Below are 20,651 nucleotides of genomic sequence, written 5' to 3'. Positions count from 1 at the left end.
GTGACCGCCCCTGATTCAGACTCCGACTCGGAACCCAACGAGATTGCCGCGCTGTTCGACGTGACGTCCGACTCCGTCGGTGACGAACATGTCGAACAGGTACTTTCCGAATTCGGCCTCGGCGCAACGGAGATCACGCAGACCGCGGCCCGCATCCGGGCCAGTCGGTCGGAATTCCGCCGACTGCGCCGTCGCGAGAACGAATTGGCGGTCCTCTACTCGAGTGCGCGTGAACTCGCGCAAGTTCGCGACGTGGACACTCTGCTCCAGCGACTCGTCAACCGAGCACACGACATCATGGGCACCGACGTCACGTACCTCTCCGAGTTCGATGTGGTCACCAGAGATCTGAATGTTCGAAAGACAGCAGGCGCCGTCTCGCCGGAGCTACAGCATCTACAGGTTCCCGCCGGCGCGGGACTGGTCAGTGCGATTGCCGAATCTCGAGCAGCCCAATGGGTTCAGAACTACAGCGACTACACGCAGTCGCGTCACGACGAGGTGGTCGACGCCGCGATAGTCGCCGAAGGTCTGGTGGCGATTCTCGGCGTGCCGATGCTCTCGGACGGCCAGATCCTCGGAGTCCTGTTTGCCGCCGACCGCCGGGAACGACGATTTACTGCCGATCAGATAGCCCTGCTCTCGGCGCTGGCGGATCATGCCTCGGTGGTCCTGCAAACCGCGCGGGCGCTCGACCGCGCCGAGGAATCCGCCGCCGAGACCGGGCGAGCACTCGACGAACTGCGGGAGCACGTGTCCGCGCGCGACAAGTCGAACATCGTCCACCAGGATCTGATCCACGCCGTTCTCCGTGGCGGCGGATACGCCCAGGTTGCACGAACCCTCAGCAGCGCACTCGAGCGCGGCACCGTCGTGGTCGACAGTGAGCTACGCCCTCTGGTCAAATCCTCGGGCGAGCAGATCACGACGGTGCCGTTGTCTCTACCTCGCGCCGTGTCCGAGGCCATCGACCAGAGTCGCCGAAGCGGCCGATGCACGTTTGTCGCCGATGACAGTGAAACCGTGATCCAACTCGTCAGCGCCATCACCGCCGGCGAATCATTCCTCGGGGCCATCTTGCTGAATCGTTCGGACGCGCCGATCGGACCTGTCGAACTCAGGACCGTGGAACGGGCCGCTCAGGTTACTGCGATCCTCGTGTTGCAGCACACGGCGGCGGCAGCAGCGGATCGGCGCGCACGTGACGAACTGGTCGCCGATCTGTTGAGCACTGCGCCCGAGCGCAGGCGCGATCTCGAACGTCGGACCCGCAACCTCGGCATCTCCCTCGGCGAACTCGATACCGTCCTCGTGGTGTCGGTTGCTCCGGAACTCCGCACCGCTGCGCTCCGCGCAATCGGGCAGAGTTTGCCGGTCGGGGCTTTGGCGTCGCAGCACGCCGGATTGATCGCGGTGGTGTCGCGCTCGGGGAACCCGGCAGCCGCGGCAACCGTCGTTCACCGCCAGATCACCGGTTCGGTGGGACCTCACGCCGTGGTGATTGCGCCGGCAACGGCGGAGCGTCCCGAAGACCTCCCGGCGCGCTTCACCTCTGCCCTGCGTACTGCTCGCCTGCTCTCGGCGTTGGGCAAGACCGACGGCGCGGTCACGACGGCGTCGTATCTGCCGTACACCGTTCTGTTCGGCGAAAATCCGGAATCACTTCATCAGTTCATCGATGACGTGATCGGCCCGGTACTCGCCTACGACCGCGACAAGGACACCGATCTCACTGCGACCCTGCGCGCCCTCGTGCGCAACGAAGGAAGCCCGACCAAGGCTGCCCGCGCCCTCAACTATCACCCGAACACCGTCGTTCAGCGTCTCGAGCGCATCCGCACGCTCCTCGGTCACTCGTGGCGTGAAGACGAGAACTTCTTTCGGGTGTCCATGGCGACGAGGCTCGACGAGCTTCGGCAAGTGGGCGCCGAAGAGGCCGGGGGTGAGACCGTCGACAAAGACGGTGGTGCATGACACTACAATTTCGACCGATCGATGTGCCCTGAGCACGTGGCCTGGCAGCCATCACCCTCCCTACTGTGAAGCGGAGCACAGAATCACTTCAGGAGGACCACCCCCCGTGTCAATCAACAGCCGGTCTATCAATAGCCGTATCGCCAATTTCCGGTCCTACGATGTCGCCGCACGGCGCGCCGAGATCGTCCGCCAGACGGACCTGACCGAAGCAGACATCGCGGTCTACGACGCTGCCGACGGTCTCACCATCGATCAGGCCGATCGCATGGTCGAGAACGTAGTCGGCGTCATCGGCATCCCGGTCGGCGTCGCCACCAACTTCACGATCAACGGCACGGACTACCTGATCCCTCTCGCCACCGAGGAGCCGTCGGTAGTCGCAGCCGCGAGTAACGCTGCCCGCATCGCACGCGGACTCGGCGGCTTTCACGTCTCGAGCACCCCGCCGATCATGCAGGCCCAGATACAACTCGTCGACGTCGTGGATCCGGCGGCCGCCCGAATCCGACTCCTCGAGGCTCGCGAGGAAATCATTGCACTCGCCAACGAGCAGGACCCGAAGTTGGTCAGCGTCGGCGGTGGTGTGAAGGACATTTCGGTTCGCATCGTTCCTTCGGACAAGGCCACCTACGTGGTCCTCCATCTTCATGTCGACGTACGAGATGCCATGGGCGCCAACGCCGTCAACACGATGGCCGAGGCAATCGCGGATCGAGTCGCCGAGATCGGCGGCGGACACGTCGTCCTGCGCATTCTCACCAACAAGGCCGATCTGCGGCTGACGCGCGTGCGCGCCGTGTTCGACGCCGAATTGATCGGCGGCGCAGAGGTTGTGGACAACCTGATCCATGCCGCGCGCTTGGCGGAGCTGGATCCCTACCGCGCCGCGACGCACAACAAGGGCATCATGAACGGCATCAGCGCCGTAGTGCTGGCTACCGGAAATGACACGCGCGCAGTCGAAGCCGGATGCCACTCCCATGCAGTCAACGCCGACGGAATCTACTCCTCGCTCTCGCATTTCGAGAAGAATGCCGACGGAAACATCGTCGGCACCCTCGAGCTGCCCATGCCGGTCGGCCTCGTCGGCGGGGCCACCAAAGTGCACCCCGTAGCGCAGGCCGCAATCAAGATGCTCGGCGTCGAGAGCGCCGAGGAACTCGCCGGCATCATCCTGGCAGTCGGTCTGGCGCAGAACCTGGCCGCTGTCCGCGTTCTGGCCAGTGAAGGTGTCCAACGCGGACACATGGGACTGCACGCCCGCAACATCGCTGCCACCGCCGGAGCGCAGAAGAGCGAGATCGACGCCGTGGTCGCACGCCTGATCGCGGACAAGAGCATTCGCGTCGAACATGCCGAGAAGGTTCTCGCCGAGATCCGCGGCGGAAACTGACGACAATGACCGAAACAGTTGCAGGATCACCAGTGTGGAAGCCGGCGCCTCATCGAGTGCCGGCGCCGGGACTACCGACCTCGGTCCGGATCTACGAAGTCGGGCCACGCGACGGACTTCAAGCAGAGACGGCGGTGATCCCGACCGAGACGAAAGCCCAGTTCATCGAACGCCTCGTCGCGGCCGGTTCCCGCACTGTCGAATTGACGAGCTTCGTCTCACCTCGATGGATCCCGCAACTCGCGGACGCGGAAGAATTGATGGATCGGCTGCACCTGCCGGACTCGGTACGTACGGTCGTTCTTGTCCCGAACCGCAAGGGTCTCGAGCGGGCCGTTGCCGCCGGAGCGCGCGAAGTTGCAGTATTCGTCAGCGCTACAGAGGAATTCGGTAAACGAAACCTCAACTCGACGGTAGACGGCGCTATAGCCGCGGCCACCGAGGTCACTGCCGCCGCAAGAGCTCTGGGACTTCCCGTCCGCGGCTACATCTCGATGTGCTTCGGCGACCCTTGGGAAGGCACTGTGCCCGTCGAACGTGTCGCCGACATCGCGAAGACCCTGGTCGACAGCGGTGTCACGTCACTCTCACTCGGCGACACCATCGGCGTCGGCACACCTGGCCATGTGCTCGCCTTACTCGACGCCCTCCGAGAACGTGGCATCCCCACATCGCAGATCGCCATGCACTTTCACGACACCTACGGCCAGGCGCTGTCGAACGTCTATGCCTCATTGACCGCTGGAGTATCCGAATTCGACAGTTCAGCAGGTGGTCTCGGACGGTGCCCGTACGCCAAGGGCGCGACCGGGAATCTCGCCACCGAGGACCTGGTGTGGATGCTCCACGGCCTCGGGATCGACACCGGCATCGACCTGGATTCCCTTACCGACACAAGTAGTTGGATGGCCGAACAGATCGGACACTCGAGTCCGTCCCGAGTCGTCACCGCCCTCCGCGCAGCACGTACCTGACACTCGCACGCAAGCCCCTCCCTGTACGACCCCCTGCCATGCATGACACTGGAGAAGACTGATGTCACCACCGCAGTCGGCAACGACGCCGACCACCACAACCGCGCCGACCGATCAGCAGACATACCTCGAAGTCTGGGGCGACACTGTCAACGGTCGACACCTCGCGATCTCCGTCGCAGTCGGCAGTGTCGTGGGCGCCTCGGCTCTGCTTGCGGCCCAGTCGCTGTTCGAACGGGTCGTCAGCGAACCGTCGTTGGCCCAGGCGTACAGCCTGCTGGTCGGGATCGCTGCCTGCCTGCTCGCCGGCGTCGTCTGCGGAGTCTTCATCAAGCCGAAGCGGATAGTCGCCTTGGCCGCCGCCGACGCGGAGTCGATCGACGGTGTCATCACGACGATGAGTGAGCAGCGTCAGGGTCTGGGCACTCTCGCCGACATTCCGGAGCAGAGTCGACAGGAACTTCGCGAACTCGGTCTGTACGACCACTTCGCCGCTGCCGAGGCCGAGCACGCACAGGCCTCGAAGACATCGCCCTCGAACCCGCCGAAGGGCGGTGGGCGCGCATGAGTTCGGTTCTGACCAACGAAATTCTCATCGCCGTTCTCTTCGGCATCATCGGTGCTGTCGCGTTCACGTTCATCGGATTGATCTCCGGCACAGACGAGACCGCCACCATCGCACCGCTGACTCTGCTCGTGATTCTGCTCGGCGCTCCCCCGGCGGCAGTCTTCACGTTCTTCCTCTCCGGTGCGATCGCCAAACACATGACGCATGCGGTGCCGACGATGCTGCTGGGCATTCCCGGCGACACGATGGCGATTCCGCTCTTGCCGGAAGCGCAGATGATGCGCTCACTCGGCATCCCGCACATCGCACTCCGCAAGGCGATCTCGGGAGCAGTGATCTCGGCGTTCGTCGCCGTGCCGGTTGCCGTCCTGTTCGCGACCATCCTCGCGCCGTTCGCCGACACCGTTCAGTCGATCGCACCGTGGCTGTTCCTGGTCGCCGCCATCGGCATCGCCTACGCCTCACCAGGCCGCTGGGCCGGGGTGGTCGCCCTCGTTCCGTTTGTCATCTTGATCCTCGGTGCCCGCGCGTTGACGTCGAATTACGATGTGTCGCTGAACATCAGCTACTTCCTGGCCATTGCGGTCGGGCCGCTGATCGCCGACCTCGCGCTGACCCTGGGGCCGTCGAGCCGCAAGGACATGGAACGCAGCGAACCCAAGACCGTCGCACTGGCCCCGGACATCAAAGGATGGAAGGGATACTTCCCCAATCCTCTGAAGGTCCTCGATCGCAAGCAGATCGGTTACACCGCAGCCGCTTCCACGGTGTCGAGCGCAACGTTCGTTTTCAGCCCCGTCGCCATGACAGTTCTGATGGGTGAGCTGGTAGGTGCGCGGATCAAGAACGGCTATCACCGACTGACCACCATGGTCTCGGCAAAGAACGGTACGACGGAATCCACCTACATCGCGGAAACCCTCATCCCTCTCGTGGCCTTCGGCCTTCCGCTCAGCCCGCTGGCAGCAGGTCCCGCGGCCCCTCTGTTCAACGCTCCGCCGGTCTTCGAGACCAATCAGGAAACCGGAGTGATCAACAATCTCTCCACGTACCTGACGCAGTGGGAGTTCCTGCTCTACGGACTGCTCGCAGTGGTCACGGCAACGGTCATCGCATACCCGTTTGCCATGAACTACGCGTACCGCGCTGCGTCAGCGGTGGTCAAGCACATCAGTCACGAAGCTGTGATCGCGGTGTTCACGGGACTGGTTGTGGTCATCAGTATCTGGGAGGGCGGCATCCTCGGGCTTCTGATCACCGTGACGGTCGGCCTGGTCGGTGGCCTTCTCGGGCGCCTGTTCAAGATTCACGGCGGTGTTCTGTTCATGGGTTACTACGTGGCGCTGTTCAGCGTTCCTGCCCTGATCAATCTGTTCTGAATCGCTGGATTCAACCAACACGTGCGGACCCGCAAGAATGCGGGTCCGCACGTGTTTTCTCATCTACCGACCGTGAGCGCCACGGTTCGATTCCGGTCCAGCTTCTTCGCTCGGTACAACGCCTCGTCGGCGCAATCGACCAATTGCGTCAGGTCTGCGTCGCCGTGGGGTGAACATGCGACGCCGATGCTGACCGTCGGCCCGAGTTCACCCAATACCGCCGACGAATTCTCCGCTTGTGCGCGTCGAATCATCTCGGCCGTTTCGGTCGCACCCTCGAGATCGACGCCGGCCATCAGTACGACGAACTCCTCACCGCCCAACCGGGCGAAGAGATGCTTGTCATCGAGGTTCCGCCGCACCTGATCGGCAAAACTCACCAACGCGGTATCGCCGGCGCGATGACCGAGGTTGTCGTTCACCATCTTGAAGTGATCCAGATCCATCATCAGGACGCTCACCGGACGTCCAGAGTGGCGACGCGGATCGGGCGCACCCGTCACGCTGCCGCCTCGCCGCAAGAACTCGTCCCGGCGCAACGCACCGGTGAGATCGTCGTGGGTGACGGCCTGTGTGAGTGCCTCGAGCGCGCGGCGGCGCTCGAGGATCACACACGCCACCGCGATCGGCGCTACCGCCAGCAACGACAATCCGATCTGGACGGACGCACTGACGGGCGAGACGCCTTCGCTGGACAATCCGAGATGCCCGTCGGCCGTCAGTACCAACGTCCAGGCAGTTGATGCGGCGGTGAGCACCGACGTGACAAAGACATTGGTGAGCAAAGCGGCAGTCACCAGCGCCGGCATGGCAAACGCGATCGCTCCGGCGCCGCCGATCACCCACTCCAAGATGATGCAGATGGCCAGCAGCGCTGTCGGAACAACGGATCGACGCAGAAGTGTGCCAACAGCTTTCGGGTCTCGATCCACCCGCCGAAGCGAAGGGAAAGTCAGCACCAACGGGACGATGGTCATGTAGTTGACGAACTCACTCGAGAACCAGAGCAACCAACCGTCCCACCACTGCCCGCCGAACAGCACGCGGTTCGCGATTCCGCCCACGAGCGCCGCCATCGACGCGGCCACGACAGTCATCGACACGAGATAGCCGACGGACTGAATACTGGTCAGTCGACGATCGTCGCCGCCCACCCAGCGGAAGGCGTAAAAGCCACTCGCAACCCCGACGATGTTGGCCGCGTTGAGCCACACCGTGGACTCCCACGCCCCGCCCGTGATGAGGTCGGCTCCAACGTAGCCGGCTGCAGCGCAGATCCAGGTGAGCGGTGTGGCCGAGCGCGGCGATCGAAAGAGAATCCCGAGAAGCAGCGCATTGGCCGGCCAGAAGACAGCAAGCGTGCCCGGTAGGCGGCTCAAAATTCCGACCAGGCACGAGACGAAGACGACTACGCCGATGAGCAGTGCGCGACGTACGGCCGATGACGACAACGACTTTTCGACCGTGCTCACCACCTACATTCGACTGACCTACTCACAATTCGCCCCACTGTGCCTTGGCTATCGATGCAGACAAATCGGATGTTACGGCGTCAGATGGCCAAAGGAGATTTACCGAGCGCGCCCCAAGCGGTCTGAGCAAACTCTTGGACACTCTCGCTGCCACTTCCCGCAGGCATCAACCCGAGAAGGGGAACACCACTGACCGAGACAAGATCCTCGCGATTACATCTCTCGGCGAGGTCCGGTTCCTGCGGCCACGAACCGATCACCAACCCGGCGCATTCCACACCGGATGCACCCAGCGCTTCCACGGTCAGAGCGGTGTGATTGAGCGTGCCCAGGCCGGACGCAACCACCAGCACTACCGGTGCTGCCAGAGCTGCGGCGAGATCGCGCGCGGTGAACCCGTCCACCCCCAACCGAACCAGCAAGCCGCCGGCACCTTCGATCAAGGTCAAGTCGTGGGTGGTGTCCAGGTCGCGAGCAACTCGGACTACGTCGTCGAGCGCCAACAACTTGAGACCACTTCGACGTGCAGCAGTATCCGGCGCCAAAGGTTCGGGATACCGCGCCAACTCGACCAGCGTCATGCCGCCGCCGGTCAGACGCTCGATCTCGGCCAGATCACCCGCACCGTCCACGTCGACGCCGGTCTGGGCCGGTTTGAGCACTGCAACCGACTTGCCCGACTGCAAGGCCACCGATGCCAATGCGGCTGTCACCACTGTTTTTCCGACGTCCGTCGACGTTCCGGTCACCAGGAAAATGCTCATGCTCGGGCACCGGCCAAGACGTCGCGCAGTACGAGAGCGATCTGCTCCATCTCGGATGCGGACAGCGTCGCTCGTGCGGTCAGACGCAGCCGTGACGTTCCTTCCGGAACCGACGGCGGGCGGAAGCAACCGACATGCAACCCCTGATCCCGGCACGCCGACGCGGCATCGAACGCCCGTTGCGGATCGCCGAGAACGACCGAGACGACAGCAGATTCAGGCGACGGTGCACCGGTGACGTCGGCGAGTTCGGATGCCCGGGCCAGGACGTCGAGCGCTCGCGTCGGCTCGCGCTGGAGTACGGCGAGTGCAGCTCTGGCCGCCCCGACAGCGGCGGGAGCGAGACCGGTGTCGAAGATGAACGTTCTTGCCGCGTCGATGAGATGCGCGCGAATCTTGTTGTCGCCGAGTACAACTCCGCCCTGACTGGCGAGCGACTTGGACAGCGTTGCCGTCACGACGACGTCAGGTTCACCCGCCAGGCCCGACTCGTGGACGAGTCCACGTCCACCGGCACCGCGCACACCGATGCCATGCGCCTCGTCGACCAGCAGGATCGCCCCGTACTCGCGGCACACCTGATGCATCTCCCGCAGCGGCGCGAGGTCTCCGTCGGCGCTGAAGACCGAATCCGTGACGACCAGCGCTCTCTCTTCCACTCTGCTGCGCAACGTGTCGGCGAGAAAGCTCACGTCCGAATGCGGAGCTACCGCAACCCGGGCACGTGACAGGCGGCAGGCATCCACGAGTGAGGCATGCGATCCCGCATCGGAGACGATCAACGATCCGGGACCCGAGAGCGCCGTCACCGCGCCGAGATTGGCTGTGTAGCCGGAAGAGAAGACCAGTCCGGAGTCCGCCCCGACGAACTCGGCCAGTTCGACTTCGAGCAGTTCGTGTTCGGTGGTGGTGCCGGTGACCAGACGCGAACCCGTGGCGCCCGCGCCCCAACGGCGCAGAGCCGCCGTTGCACCCTCGATCACGTCGGGGTGCCGCACGAGTCCGAGGTAATCGTTCGACGCCAGGTCGATCAACGGGGAGTCGACCGTGCGAGGACGGAGTTCGCGGCGCAGTCCAGCGGCCCTACGGTCCGCTTCGACGGCAGTGAGCCAATTCAGCGAGGTGTTCACTTTTCCGACCATACTTGAACACCGTTCAACTCAATGGTTAGGGTGCATCCGTGCTCACAACCGGACTTGATCCCCATGACGTCTCCGCCATCGATGCCGATGTCCTCTGGCATCCGTACGGATCATTTCCCGCGTCGACTCGTCCGCTGATCGTCGACTCTGCCCAGGGGGCTACCCTCACGCTCTCCGACGGCCGCCGATTGGTCGACGGAATGAGCTCGTGGTGGGCCGCCATTCACGGCTACCGCAATCCCGTGCTCGACACTGCTGCTGCACGGCAGCTGGGCAAGATGAGTCATGTCATGTTCGGCGGACTGACGCACGAACCCGCCGCTCGCCTCGGGCGACTGCTCGTCGACATCACACCACCTCACCTCGACAAGGTGTTCCTCTCCGACTCCGGTTCGGTGGCCGTCGAAGTAGCAGTCAAGATGTGCCTGCAGTACTGGCGGAGCCTCGGAAAACCGTCGAAGAATCGTTTGATGACCTGGCGCGGTGGATATCACGGCGACACATTCACCCCCATGAGCGTCTGCGACCCCGACGGCGGCATGCACTCTCTCTGGACCGACGTCCTTCGCCCTCAGGTCTTCGCGCAGACTCCCCCGGCGGACTATCTCCCCGAATACGTGCAGGAGTTGGAAACGCTGCTGGCCGAGCATCACGAGGACCTCGCCGCGGTGATCGTCGAACCCGTAGTCCAAGGCGCCGGCGGAATGCGTTTCCACGACCCCGCGTACCTGATCGACCTACGTAACCTCTGCGACAAATACCAAGTCCTCCTGGTCTTCGACGAGATCGCGACCGGATTCGGACGCACCGGTGAACTGTTCGCCGCCGATCATGCCGGCGTCAGTCCCGACGTCATGTGCGTCGGCAAGGCACTGACCGGCGGGTACATGAGTCTGGCGGCAACGCTGTGCACCACGGAGATCGCAGAGACCATCACTGCCGGCGAGGGCGGCGGACTGATGCACGGCCCCACCTTCATGGGCAATCCACTCGCGTGCGCTGTCGCGGTCGCGTCGACCGAACTTCTGCTCGCAATGGACTGGCGGCGTGACGTCGCAACCCTCGAACGTGGCCTCACTCGCGGCCTCGCCGAAGCCGTCACAATTCCCGGGGTGGTGGACGTTCGAGTCAAAGGCGGAATCGGGGTGATCGAACTCGAGCAGCCGGTCGAGATGCAGAGCGCCACCGATGCGGCCGTCGACGCCGGGGTCTGGCTTCGACCGTTCCGCAACCTCGTGTACGCGATGCCTCCGTACCTGTGTTCGGACGCGGAGGTGGAACAGATCACAGCCGGAATGCTTGCAACCGCCCGCAGCCAGGCGAAACGGTGATCAGCGGCGTAGACAGTCGACAAGATTCGATCGGCTGCACCCGATAGGGTCTGATTCATGGATCAACCGCCGAGCGCGCCCTCAGCCACTCCCATCCCGGTATGGCCTGGCAGTGCGTACCCACTCGGTGCCACCTACGACGGCGCGGGGACCAATTTCTCGCTCTTCTCCGAGGTCGCCGAAGCCGTCGAACTGTGCCTGATCGCCAAGGACGGCACCGAAACCCGCATTCGGATGGACGAGGTCGACGGTTACGTCTGGCATGCGTACCTTCCGTCCGTGTCCCCCGGCCAGCGATACGGCTACCGCGTGCACGGGCCGTACGATCCGGCTGCAGGTCTGCGCTGCGATCCGAGCAAACTCCTGCTGGACCCGTACGGAAAAGCGTTCGACGGAGACTTCGACGGAGACCGTTCACTGTTCTCGTACGACGTCGAGTCGGCGGCGGACCCCGAACCTGCTGGAGACGACGAAACTCCTGCCGTGGAGCCGGAAGAAGCCACCGACGAAACGAGTTCGGAGGCCGAATCGGGCGAGGTGGGCCTCGAAGACGAGTCACCCACGGACGATCAGGAATCGGACGAGAGCCTCGACCCAGAACCCTTCGATCCCGAACCGCTCGTCGACGAACCCGCTACCATCCCTTTCCCCCAACATGATTCGCTCGGTCACACGATGTCGACCGTCGTCATCAATCCGTTCTTCGACTGGGCATCCGACCGCTCGCCGAAGCGTCCGTACCACGAGACGGTCATCTACGAAGCGCACGTCAAGGGTATGACCGCGACGCACCCCGGAGTTCCGGAGGAATTGCGCGGCACTTACGCCGGACTCGCGCATCCGGTGATCATCGAGCACCTCACCAATCTGGGTGTCACGGCGATCGAACTGATGCCGGTCCATCAGTTCATGCACGACCAGGTGCTGCTCGATCAGGGACTGCGAAACTACTGGGGCTACAACACCTTCGGCTTTCTTGCTCCGCACACCGACTACTCCTCGGCCGCCAAACCCGATGCGGCCGTGGCGGAATTCAAGGCAATGGTGCGCAGTTTCCACCAGGCGGGTATCGAGGTGATCCTCGACGTGGTCTACAACCACACCGCCGAGGGCAACCACATGGGGCCGACCATCAGCTTCCGCGGAATCGACAACGCCGCCTACTACCGACTGGTAGACGGCGACGAAGCGCACTACATGGACTACACCGGAACGGGCAACAGCCTCAATGCCCGTCATCCGCACACCCTGCAATTGATCATGGACTCGCTGCGGTACTGGGTCACCGAAATGCATGTCGACGGTTTCCGCTTCGACCTGGCCTCGACACTCGCCCGTGAACTGCACGACGTGGACCGCCTTTCCGCCTTCTTCGATCTGGTGCAACAGGATCCGATCGTCAGTCAGGTGAAACTGATCGCCGAACCGTGGGACGTCGGCGAAGGCGGTTACCAGGTCGGCAACTTCCCAGGCCTGTGGACCGAATGGAACGGCAAGTACCGCGATACCGTCCGCGACTACTGGCGTGGTGAGCCGGCAACGCTGGGCGAGTTCGCTTCCCGCCTCACCGGATCCTCGGATCTCTACGAGGCGACCGGACGTCGCCCCGGCGCGAGCATCAATTTTGTCATCGCCCACGACGGTTTCACCCTGCACGACCTCGTCTCGTACAACGAGAAGCACAACGAAGCCAACGGCGAGAACAACAACGACGGCGAATCGCACAACCGATCCTGGAACTGCGGCGTCGAAGGCCCCACAGACGACCCCGAAATCCTCGAACTGCGTGGACGCCAGAGCCGAAACATCCTGGCTACGCTGATGCTCAGCCAGGGCACCCCGATGCTTGCTCACGGCGACGAGATGGGCCGAACTCAGCAGGGTAACAACAACGTTTACTGCCAGGATTCGGAACTGTCATGGATGGATTGGACTCTCGCGGAAACCAATGCGGACCTCGTCGAGTTCACCAAGCGCGCAATTGCCTTGCGCGCCAAGAACCCGGTCTTCCGGCGTCGTCGATTCTTCGAGGGCCGACCCATTCGAAGTGGCGATCAGGGCCGAGACATCGCCTGGCTCACGCCGTCGGGCGAGGAGATGACTCCGGCCGACTGGGACAGCGGTTTCGGTAAGTCGTTGGCCGTCTTTCTCAACGGCGACGCGATCCCGGAACCGAACTACCGCGGCGAGCGTGTCACGGGAGATTCGTTCCTCCTGTGTTTCAACGCTCACTACGAAGATCTCGAATTCTCCACCCCCAACGCGGACTACGCGTCGGAGTGGACCGTCGTACTCGACACCTCGGTCCCCACTGGTGAGAGCGATACCGTGATCAAGGCCGGAACAACATTGGATGTAAAAGCGCGAGCATTGACGGTACTTCGCAGAACCGCCTGAGGGAGACGTGCACATGGCCCCGATAACCAGCACCTACCGACTGCAGTTGCGACCGGATGCATTCACTCTTCGTGATGCGGCCGCACAGGTGGACTACTTCGAGGCATTGGGGGTCTCACATCTTTATCTCTCCCCCATCCTCACTGCGACGTCCGGGTCGACGCACGGCTACGACGTCACCGATCCGACGACCGTGTCCGAAGGACTTGGTGGCCGCGAGGCTTTGGTGGAGCTATCGCGCGCGGTTCGATCACGTGGGATGGGCCTGATCGTCGATCTGGTCCCCAACCATGTCGGTGTCGCCAAACCTCGCGAAAATGCTTGGTGGTGGGACGTTCTCACGCACGGGCAGTCGTCGGAGTACGCGGACTTCTTCGACATCGACTGGGCAGACGACAACGGGGCCAACGGCAAACTCTCGCTCCCGGTGCTGGGCAGCCAGGACGATCTCGACGCACTGACTGTCGAGAAGGATGGTGAGGAAACACTTCTCGCGTTCTACGAGCACCGCTTCCCTGTCGCCTCCGGCACCGAATTCGGATCTCCACAGGAGGTCCACTCCAGGCAGTCGTACCGACTCGTACCGTGGAACGCCGGAATCATCAACTACCGACGGTTCTTTGCCGTCAACGAACTCGCTGCACTGCGCCAAGAGGACCCCAAAGTCTTCGAACTCTGCCATCGGCAATTGAAGTCGTGGGTCGACGAAGGACTGATCGACGGCGTTCGCATCGATCACCCGGACGGACTCGCCGATCCGGCGGAGTACCTTTGTCGCCTGCGGGAACTGATCGGACCAGATCAGTGGCTCGTGATCGAAAAGATCCTCGGCCATACGGAACCACTCGATCCGCTGCTCCCGATCGACGGCACTACCGGATACGACGCACTCAATCAACTGGGCGGCATTTTCGTCGATCCCGCCGCCGAACTCGAATTGACCGAACTCTCGGCAGATCTGACCGGCGACGACGGGGACAGTACGTGGTTGCATCACACCGAACGTCAGTTCAAACGCGACACCGGGCGCGGTGACCTTGCACCCGAGGTTCGCAGACTCGTGCGCGCAATCCGACGCGAAACCGGAAGTCGTTGCAGCGAGACCGAACTGAACGACGCAGTCGTCGTCGCGATCGCTCGGATGCCGGTCTATCGATCCGACTACAGTCCCCTCGCCGGTTTGGCCGCTCGCATCGTCGGCGACATGCACGAATTGGCGCCCGGGCATGAAGCGGCGTTCAACGTGCTGGCGCAATCCTTGGTGAACGGCTGTGAAGCGGCGGTTCGCTTCCAGCAGGTGTGCGGCGCCGTCATGGCTAAGTCCGTCGAAGATCGACTCTTCTATCGGACGGCGCGACTGGTCTCACGTCAGGAAGTCGGCGGCAACCCGGCATCACTTGCCGTCTCCGTCGCCGAATTCCATCTCCACAACGCGGACCGAGCGAAGCGGTGGCCGCGGGCGATGACGAGTCTGTCCACTCACGACACCAAACGCGGCGAGGACGTGCGGGCACGGATCGGTGTTGTGTCTCAGGTGCCGACCCTGTGGTCCCGGCTGATTCGCGAGTGGGAAAACGTGTGCCCCAGCCCTGATCCGCTTACCGGATTGTTCCTGTGGCAGAACATCATCGGTGTGTGGCCGGCGGACAGCCGCTCGGCAGCCTCGGTTCCAGAGCTGCGCGAGCGTTTACACGCCTATGCGGAGAAAGCCGTCCGCGAGTCCGGCGCCAGGACTTCCTGGAACGATCCGGACGTCGGCTTCGAGTCGGCAGTGCACCGCTGGATCGACGAGGTGTTCGACGGACCTGTCGCTGATTCGGTCAGCGAATTCATCGGCCGGATCGCGCGTCACGGCTGGGCGGACTCTCTGGGCCAAAAGCTGCTCCAACTCCTCGGGCCCGGAGTTCCCGACGTCTACCAGGGCACGGAGCTGTGGGAGGACTCGCTGGTCGACCCGGACAACCGGCGCGTTGTCGACTACGGAACGAGGCGATCACTGCTCGAATCCGGCGCCGCGCCGATCGACGCGACAGGAACCGCAAAGTTGCACCTCGTTCGCACGGCACTGACACTGCGGCGGGAGAACCCCTCGTGGTTCGATCACGGTGAGTACCGGCCCATCTTCGCTTCAGGTTCCGGATCCGGTCATCTGGTCGGCTTCTCGCGCGGCCCGGCAGGTGATCCGCCCATGGTCGTTGCTCTGGCGACGCGACATTCGCTCGGACTCTCGTCGCACGGCTGGCGAGACACACGAATCGACCTTCCCGAAGGCGAATGGCTCGACGCACTGAGCGGACAACCCGTCACGTCCGCAGATGCGCGCGATGTCTTCGCCGACGGACCATGTGCCCTGTTGACCAGGGTGTGCTGAGCGGTTTCCGCTGACTGGACATTCACCCCCGAAAAGAACTTCGTCGCGCTAACTTCCGAAGAGCAGATCGTCACCACTATTCGGAGGTTTGAGCATGACTGCCAATCGATACACCGGAAAAGTTGCCTTCATCACCGGAGCAGCCCGCGGTCAGGGGCGGGCGGAAGCTGTCCGGCTGGCAGAAGAGGGCGCAGACATCATCGCCGTCGACGCGTGTGTTCAATTCGAATCCACGTCTTACGCCGGCGCCACCGAAGACGACCTGGCCGAGACAGTCGAACTGGTCAAGGCTCTGGACCGACGAATTGTCGCTACCAAGACCGACGTCCGCGACTTCTCTGCGCTGACCGCGGCGCTCGATGCCGGCATCGACGAACTGGGGCGCCTCGACGTCGTCGTCGCGAACGCCGGAATCTGTTCTGCCAACATGTCCTGGGAAATCACGCCCGAGCAGTGGCAGGAAACGCTCGACGTCAACCTGACCGGCGTCTTTCACACCGCCAAGGCAGCGATCCCGCACCTGATCAAGCAAGGCACCGGTGGCTCGATCATCTTCACCAGCTCCGTCGCCGGCCTGCGTGGGCTCCCCTTCCTCGGCCACTACGTCGCGAGCAAACACGGCATCACCGGTCTGGCCAAGACGATGGCCTCGGAATTGGGGCAGTACAACATTCGGGTCAACACCATCCACCCGCACGGCGTGGAAACCGGAATGCAGATGACGGACATGCGGCCGCTCATCGACGCCAACGCTCACACCCTCGGTCCGATCTTCATGCAGACCTTGCCAGACCCGGTCAGCCAGCCGGAGGACATCGCCGCAGCCGTCGCGTTCCTCGGTTCCGACGAGGCCCATCACATCACCGGCATCGCGATGCCGCTCGATCTGGGCACCCTGATCCGCTGATCGAATCTTCTCGAGTTTTTCCCGTCCTCGGGGAATATCGCTTCCCCGAGGACGGTTGCGCGAGACATGACCAAAACTGTTGTAGCGCAGACGTACGGCACGCCCGAGGTCCTGGAGCTGGTGGACATCGATTTACCGGCACCGAAATCAGGCGAAGTCCTGGTCGACGTGAAGGCGATCGGCGTCAATCCCTTCGACTTCAAGCTCTACAGCGGTGCTTTCGGCACTGATCCCGAGAAACTTCCGATCCGCCTCGGCGGCGAGGCAGCGGGCGTCGTCTCGGCGGTCGGCGACGGCGTTACCGGTGTTGCAGTCGGCGACGAAGTGATCGTCAGCCCCGGCAACGGTCTTTACGCCGAACAGGTAGTCGTGCCGGTCTCCTCGATCACCGCGAAGCCCGCCGGCATCAGCTGGGAACAGGCGGCCGGACTCCTTCTCGTCGGCGGAACTGCAGTCGACGCCCTCGACACCATTCGCGTCGGCTCCGGGGACACCGTCCTCATCCACGGCGCGTCCGGTGGCGTCGGCGCTATTGCGGTTCAGCTCGCCGCAGCACGCGGTGCCACCGTGATCGGCACTGCGGGAGCATCGAATCAGGACTACGTGCGCTCGCTCGGCGCCACGCCGGTGCTCTACGGCGAGGGCCTCGAAGCCCGCGTTCGTGAACTCGCACCGAACGGTGTCGACGCCGCTTTCGACACCGCCGGAACTGACGAAGCCGTCGATACATCTCTGGCGTTGGTCACCGACAAGAGCCGTATCGTCACCATCGTCGCGTTCGGACGCGCCCAGACCGACGGCTTCGAGTCTGTCGGCGGAGGCAATCCGGCAAGTGCCGAAGCACGTTTGAAGGCTCGCTCCGAACTGGTCGAACAAGCCGGGTCCGGACACCTCACCGTGAAGATCGCCAAGACCTTCCCGCTCGCAGACGTCGCACTCGCTCACACCGAGTTGCAGAGTTCTCATCCCGCCGGGAAGTTCATCCTCATTCCCTGAGGTTCCCTAAGCCTGAACGGCGAGTGGAACCAAGAGGGTAGTGCCGAACGCGACGAGCACGGATTCGCCTTCGCGTTCGGCATGTACCTCGGCAGTGACGAACACCTGCTTGCGCCCAGCCTTGACCGAGCGTGCCGTGGCGACGAATGCCGTTCCGACTCCCGGGCTCACGAAATTGACCGCGCAGTTGGACGCCGCCACGACACCTACCTGTGTAAAGGCAGCAAATCCGCACGCAGTGTCGATAAGTCCCGCCACAAGCGCAGCGTGCAAGTGTCCCGAGTACTGGCCGAGATCCTCACGCCATTCGAGCCGCAGGCAGACACGTCCTGGTTCGGCCTCCGTCACTTCGAATCCGGCCCACCGGTTGAAGGCCGCCGAGGCGTTGACTGCGCGCAACTGTTCCAGCATTTCCGAATTTTCCATGTAGACCAGTCTACATAGATTGTGGTGGATCGCTGGGGTGTTTAAGCTCCAACTCGTGGCGACTCCCCCGAAACACCGCGAAGCACTGGTACGAGCTGCAGCCGATCTGTTTCGCCGCCAGGGGTATGCGGCTACGGGGCTCAACGAGATCCTCAAGTCGAGTGGCGCCCCGAAAGGTTCGCTCTACCACTACTTTCCCGGCGGCAAAGAGCAGATCGGTGAAGAGGTCGTCCGCGTCGGCGGGCAGTTGGTCACCGACACTCTGACCGAACTCGCCGACAACCACCCGGACGCCGGAGCACTGCTGCGCGAGTATGCGCGGCTGCTCGCTGGATGGGTGAGCGATTCGGACTTCCACGAAGGCTCGCCGATCACGACGGTGTTGTTGGAACTTGCCCCCGATTCGGAGAGCGTGACAGCCGCAGGACAGGCGGTCTACCGACAGTGGACTTCGCTACTGCGCGACCCACTGATCGAGTCCGGTGTCGCACGCACTCGAGCGGAACGGCTTGCCGTCCTGGCAGTGTCCGCACTCGAGGGTTCGCTGGTGCGGGCTCGCGTCGAACGATCAGGTCAGCCGATCCTCGATTCCCTCGGCGAGGTCGCCGATGTGTTCGCCGGAGCAATCGCTGCGGCAGCCGTGCACTGAGCTGACATGCCCTGAGCGAACGGCACTCTCGGTCTCATGAGGGCGCCGAAAGGTACGTTCGCTCGGAATCGGAGGGTGGGCCTGCCGGCTTCCCGCCACCACCCCGAGCACCACCGCGGGTCGCGCCGATCCCCGCAACGACGACGCATGCGATACCTGCCACTGCCAGAACACTCGGAACTTGTTGCAACACAACAAGACCGATGAGCTGCGCGAATGCGGGTTCGAGACTCATCAGCGTGCCGAATGCTGCCGTCGACAGCCGCCGTAGCGAGACCATCTCCAGAACGAACGGCACGACGGGCAGCAAGATCGCAAGTCCGAGGCCCACGAGAACCAGGTGCGGGGTCAGCCGCCCAATGGCCGAGTGGCCCACGGCAATTGTCGCGGCCAACCCGGCAACCGCCATCGACACCGCCAGCCCGTTGATACCGGCAACCTCGTCGCCGACCCGCTGGGTGAGCAGTATGTACATCGCCCAGCAGAGCGCCGCGCCAAGTGCGTACGCCACACCGACCAGATCGACTGTCCCTGCCCACGGTTCGGTGAGAAGGACTACGCCCACGCCTGCCAGAACCGGCCACAGAACGCGGCCACGCCCCCGGAGCAAAGCAACCGTCAGCGGACCCAAGAACTCCAGCGCGCTTGCCGTTCCCAGAGGAAGACGCTCGACGGCCGCCATGAACAACAGCGTCATGCCGGCGGTGACCACACCCAGGACCACGCAGGCCAGAAACGCTTTGCGAGTGAACGCGGAGGGACGGGGCCTGACGATGATCAGAAGAATGATGCCCGCCCAGGCGAGACGTATCCACGCTGCTCCGTCTGCTCCGAGCTGATCGATCAGACCCACCGACACGGCGAGCCCGAGCTGCACGCACAACATCGCCAGAACAGCCAGGCCCACTCCGGCCCGCGCTTTCGTATCCATAGCTGAATTGAACGGGACGCCAACCGTTCGTGTCCACGCGATTTTGACCTACATTATGTTCACGATTAGTGAATGATCGAACGATGGAAACCCGTCGACTCCATCTCCTCCTCGAACTCTCCCGCTTGGGTTCCATGCGCGCGGTCGCCGAAGCTCACAACCTCACGACATCGACAGTGTCCCAACAGCTCGCGGCTTTGACCGCGGAAACCGGTACTGCATTGATCGAACCGGAAGGCCGACGCGTTCGCCTCACACCTGCCGGTCAACGACTCGCCGATCATGCCGTCACCATCCTGGCAGCCGTGGATGCAGCTCGCCTGGACCTCGATCCGACCGCCGAACCGGAGGGGACACTGAGAGTCGGCGGATTCGCTACTGCCGTCAGAACCGCGATGCTCCCCGTCGCCCTGAGCCTGCAACACAGCCATCCACAGGTAGACGTGGTGATCTGCGAGTACGAACCGGCCGAGGCTTTTGCCCTACTCGAACGAGACGACCTGGACCTCGCGCTGACGTACGACTACAACCTCGCCCCCGCATCCCCGAGCTCGTTACTCGAAGCACTACCGCTCTGGTCGACGCCGTGGGGATTATGCGTTCCCGACAACGCCCACACACCCGACGAATCCACGAAATCCGGGATCGATCTTCGCGCCTTCGCAGACACACCATGGATAGTGAACTCGCGAAATACAGCCGACGAGCGGGCCGTGCGAACCCTCGCGTCACTGGCTGGATTCACCCCTCGGATCACTCACCAGATCGACAGTCTCGACTTGGTCGAACTCTTGATCCTCAGTGGTTACGGCGTGGGGCTGATGCCACTCGAACGCAAGACCCGCGAAGGCGTACGCGTCGTGCCGCTGACCGATCCGCCTGTCATCCTCACCGCCTATGCGGTGACGCGTCGCGGCCGATCGTCGTGGCCGCCGCTTCGGCTCGTGCTGGACCGCCTCACGGCCTACCGATAA

Annotated in this window: 17 protein-coding genes; 12 read left to right on the top strand and 5 right to left on the bottom strand. The window is 63.3% G+C overall.

Going from position 1 to position 20,651, the window contains the following annotated elements; all coding sequences use genetic code 11:
* The 5 genes from EEB12_RS27260 (at window position 1) to EEB12_RS27240 (ending at window position 6,291) form a co-directional block, all read left to right on the top strand.
* Window positions 1-1,974, top strand: coding sequence for a helix-turn-helix domain-containing protein (locus EEB12_RS27260; RefSeq protein ID WP_069146908.1), 1,974 nt, complete (start codon window positions 1-3; stop codon window positions 1,972-1,974).
* A gap of 106 nt (window positions 1,975-2,080) precedes the next feature.
* Complete coding sequence (locus EEB12_RS27255; RefSeq protein ID WP_175470278.1) at window positions 2,081-3,370, top strand: hydroxymethylglutaryl-CoA reductase, degradative; 1,290 nt, start codon at window positions 2,081-2,083, stop codon at window positions 3,368-3,370.
* A 5-nt stretch (window positions 3,371-3,375) separates the two neighbouring features.
* Window positions 3,376-4,344, top strand: a complete 969-nt coding sequence (locus tag EEB12_RS27250; RefSeq protein ID WP_141488848.1) for a hydroxymethylglutaryl-CoA lyase — start codon at window positions 3,376-3,378, stop codon at window positions 4,342-4,344.
* Between the two features lie 61 nt (window positions 4,345-4,405).
* A complete protein-coding gene (locus EEB12_RS27245) occupies window positions 4,406-4,912 on the top strand; it encodes a hypothetical protein (RefSeq protein WP_141488847.1) in 507 nt (168 codons plus the stop codon).
* Complete coding sequence (locus EEB12_RS27240) at window positions 4,909-6,291, top strand: tripartite tricarboxylate transporter permease (protein WP_003941745.1); 1,383 nt, start codon at window positions 4,909-4,911, stop codon at window positions 6,289-6,291. Before EEB12_RS27245 ends, EEB12_RS27240 begins: the two co-directional genes overlap by 4 nt.
* Before the next feature lie 59 nt (window positions 6,292-6,350).
* Here EEB12_RS27240 and EEB12_RS27235 read toward each other — a convergent pair whose 3' ends face one another.
* The 3 genes from EEB12_RS27235 to EEB12_RS27225 form a co-directional block, all read right to left on the bottom strand.
* A complete protein-coding gene (locus tag EEB12_RS27235) occupies window positions 6,351-7,763 on the bottom strand; it encodes a sensor domain-containing diguanylate cyclase (RefSeq protein WP_258537548.1) in 1,413 nt (470 codons plus the stop codon).
* Between the two features lie 80 nt (window positions 7,764-7,843).
* Window positions 7,844-8,527, bottom strand: coding sequence for a dethiobiotin synthase (bioD, locus tag EEB12_RS27230; protein ID WP_070796831.1), 684 nt, complete (start codon window positions 8,525-8,527; stop codon window positions 7,844-7,846).
* Window positions 8,524-9,669, bottom strand: coding sequence for an 8-amino-7-oxononanoate synthase (locus tag EEB12_RS27225; RefSeq protein ID WP_019748828.1), 1,146 nt, complete (start codon window positions 9,667-9,669; stop codon window positions 8,524-8,526). The genes bioD and EEB12_RS27225 overlap by 4 nt, the downstream gene beginning before the upstream one ends.
* Window positions 9,670-9,707: 38 nt before the next feature.
* Here EEB12_RS27225 and EEB12_RS27220 point away from each other — a divergent pair, with 38 nt between their 5' ends.
* From EEB12_RS27220 to EEB12_RS27200, 5 genes are all read left to right on the top strand, one after another.
* Window positions 9,708-11,000, top strand: coding sequence for an adenosylmethionine--8-amino-7-oxononanoate transaminase (locus EEB12_RS27220; RefSeq protein WP_020908047.1), 1,293 nt, complete (start codon window positions 9,708-9,710; stop codon window positions 10,998-11,000).
* Between the two features lie 57 nt (window positions 11,001-11,057).
* Complete coding sequence (gene glgX / locus EEB12_RS27215) at window positions 11,058-13,397, top strand: glycogen debranching protein GlgX (protein ID WP_020908048.1); 2,340 nt, start codon at window positions 11,058-11,060, stop codon at window positions 13,395-13,397.
* A 13-nt stretch (window positions 13,398-13,410) separates the two neighbouring features.
* Window positions 13,411-15,768 carry a malto-oligosyltrehalose synthase gene (gene treY / locus EEB12_RS27210; RefSeq protein WP_141488845.1) on the top strand — a complete coding sequence of 786 codons (2,358 nt, stop codon included), beginning with the start codon at window positions 13,411-13,413 and terminating at the stop codon, window positions 15,766-15,768.
* A 94-nt stretch (window positions 15,769-15,862) separates the two neighbouring features.
* A complete protein-coding gene (locus tag EEB12_RS27205; RefSeq protein ID WP_046378692.1) occupies window positions 15,863-16,675 on the top strand; it encodes a mycofactocin-coupled SDR family oxidoreductase in 813 nt (270 codons plus the stop codon).
* Window positions 16,676-16,741: 66 nt separating this feature from the next.
* Window positions 16,742-17,671 carry an NADP-dependent oxidoreductase gene (locus tag EEB12_RS27200; RefSeq protein WP_046378693.1) on the top strand — a complete coding sequence of 310 codons (930 nt, stop codon included), beginning with the start codon at window positions 16,742-16,744 and terminating at the stop codon, window positions 17,669-17,671.
* A gap of 6 nt (window positions 17,672-17,677) precedes the next feature.
* Here the strand turns inward: EEB12_RS27200 and EEB12_RS27195 are convergent, their stop codons facing one another.
* Window positions 17,678-18,097 carry a PaaI family thioesterase gene (locus EEB12_RS27195; protein ID WP_020908051.1) on the bottom strand — a complete coding sequence of 140 codons (420 nt, stop codon included), beginning with the start codon at window positions 18,095-18,097 and terminating at the stop codon, window positions 17,678-17,680.
* A 55-nt stretch (window positions 18,098-18,152) separates the two neighbouring features.
* On the opposite strand from EEB12_RS27195, the gene EEB12_RS27190 reads away from it, so the two are divergent.
* Entirely contained in the window at window positions 18,153-18,746 is a 594-nt protein-coding gene (locus EEB12_RS27190; protein WP_141488844.1) for a TetR/AcrR family transcriptional regulator, read from the top strand.
* A 34-nt stretch (window positions 18,747-18,780) separates the two neighbouring features.
* Here the strand turns inward: EEB12_RS27190 and EEB12_RS27185 are convergent, their stop codons facing one another.
* Entirely contained in the window at window positions 18,781-19,677 is an 897-nt protein-coding gene (locus tag EEB12_RS27185; RefSeq protein ID WP_019748836.1) for an EamA family transporter, read from the bottom strand.
* A gap of 83 nt (window positions 19,678-19,760) precedes the next feature.
* Here EEB12_RS27185 and EEB12_RS27180 point away from each other — a divergent pair, with 83 nt between their 5' ends.
* On the top strand, window positions 19,761-20,651 hold the full coding sequence (locus tag EEB12_RS27180; protein ID WP_070386480.1) for a LysR family transcriptional regulator: 891 nt from the start codon (window positions 19,761-19,763) through the stop codon (window positions 20,649-20,651).

This window comes from Rhodococcus sp. WS1, from assembly GCF_003797745.1.
Classification (GTDB): Bacteria; Actinomycetota; Actinomycetes; order Mycobacteriales; family Mycobacteriaceae; genus Rhodococcus_F; species Rhodococcus_F erythropolis.
The sequence above is the reverse complement of the archived record's forward strand: the minus strand, read 5'-3'. Positions and strand labels throughout refer to the sequence as shown.

What these genes read in the sequence shown, in the direction of transcription:
- EEB12_RS27185 (WP_019748836.1), bottom strand. Translation starts at nt 19,677, where the DNA reads ATGGATACGAAAGCGCGGGCCGGAGTGGGCCTGGCTGTTCTGGCGATG.
- EEB12_RS27205 (WP_046378692.1), top strand. Translation starts at nt 15,863, where the DNA reads ATGACTGCCAATCGATACACCGGAAAAGTTGCCTTCATCACCGGAGCA.
- glgX (WP_020908048.1), top strand. Translation starts at nt 11,058, where the DNA reads ATGGATCAACCGCCGAGCGCGCCCTCAGCCACTCCCATCCCGGTATGG.
- EEB12_RS27240 (WP_003941745.1), top strand. Translation starts at nt 4,909, where the DNA reads ATGAGTTCGGTTCTGACCAACGAAATTCTCATCGCCGTTCTCTTCGGC.
- EEB12_RS27250 (WP_141488848.1), top strand. Translation starts at nt 3,376, where the DNA reads ATGACCGAAACAGTTGCAGGATCACCAGTGTGGAAGCCGGCGCCTCAT.
- EEB12_RS27200 (WP_046378693.1), top strand. Translation starts at nt 16,742, where the DNA reads ATGACCAAAACTGTTGTAGCGCAGACGTACGGCACGCCCGAGGTCCTG.
- EEB12_RS27225 (WP_019748828.1), bottom strand. Translation starts at nt 9,669, where the DNA reads ATGGTCGGAAAAGTGAACACCTCGCTGAATTGGCTCACTGCCGTCGAA.
- EEB12_RS27180 (WP_070386480.1), top strand. Translation starts at nt 19,761, where the DNA reads ATGGAAACCCGTCGACTCCATCTCCTCCTCGAACTCTCCCGCTTGGGT.
- treY (WP_141488845.1), top strand. Translation starts at nt 13,411, where the DNA reads ATGGCCCCGATAACCAGCACCTACCGACTGCAGTTGCGACCGGATGCA.
- bioD (WP_070796831.1), bottom strand. Translation starts at nt 8,527, where the DNA reads ATGAGCATTTTCCTGGTGACCGGAACGTCGACGGACGTCGGAAAAACA.
- EEB12_RS27245 (WP_141488847.1), top strand. Translation starts at nt 4,406, where the DNA reads ATGTCACCACCGCAGTCGGCAACGACGCCGACCACCACAACCGCGCCG.
- EEB12_RS27195 (WP_020908051.1), bottom strand. Translation starts at nt 18,097, where the DNA reads ATGGAAAATTCGGAAATGCTGGAACAGTTGCGCGCAGTCAACGCCTCG.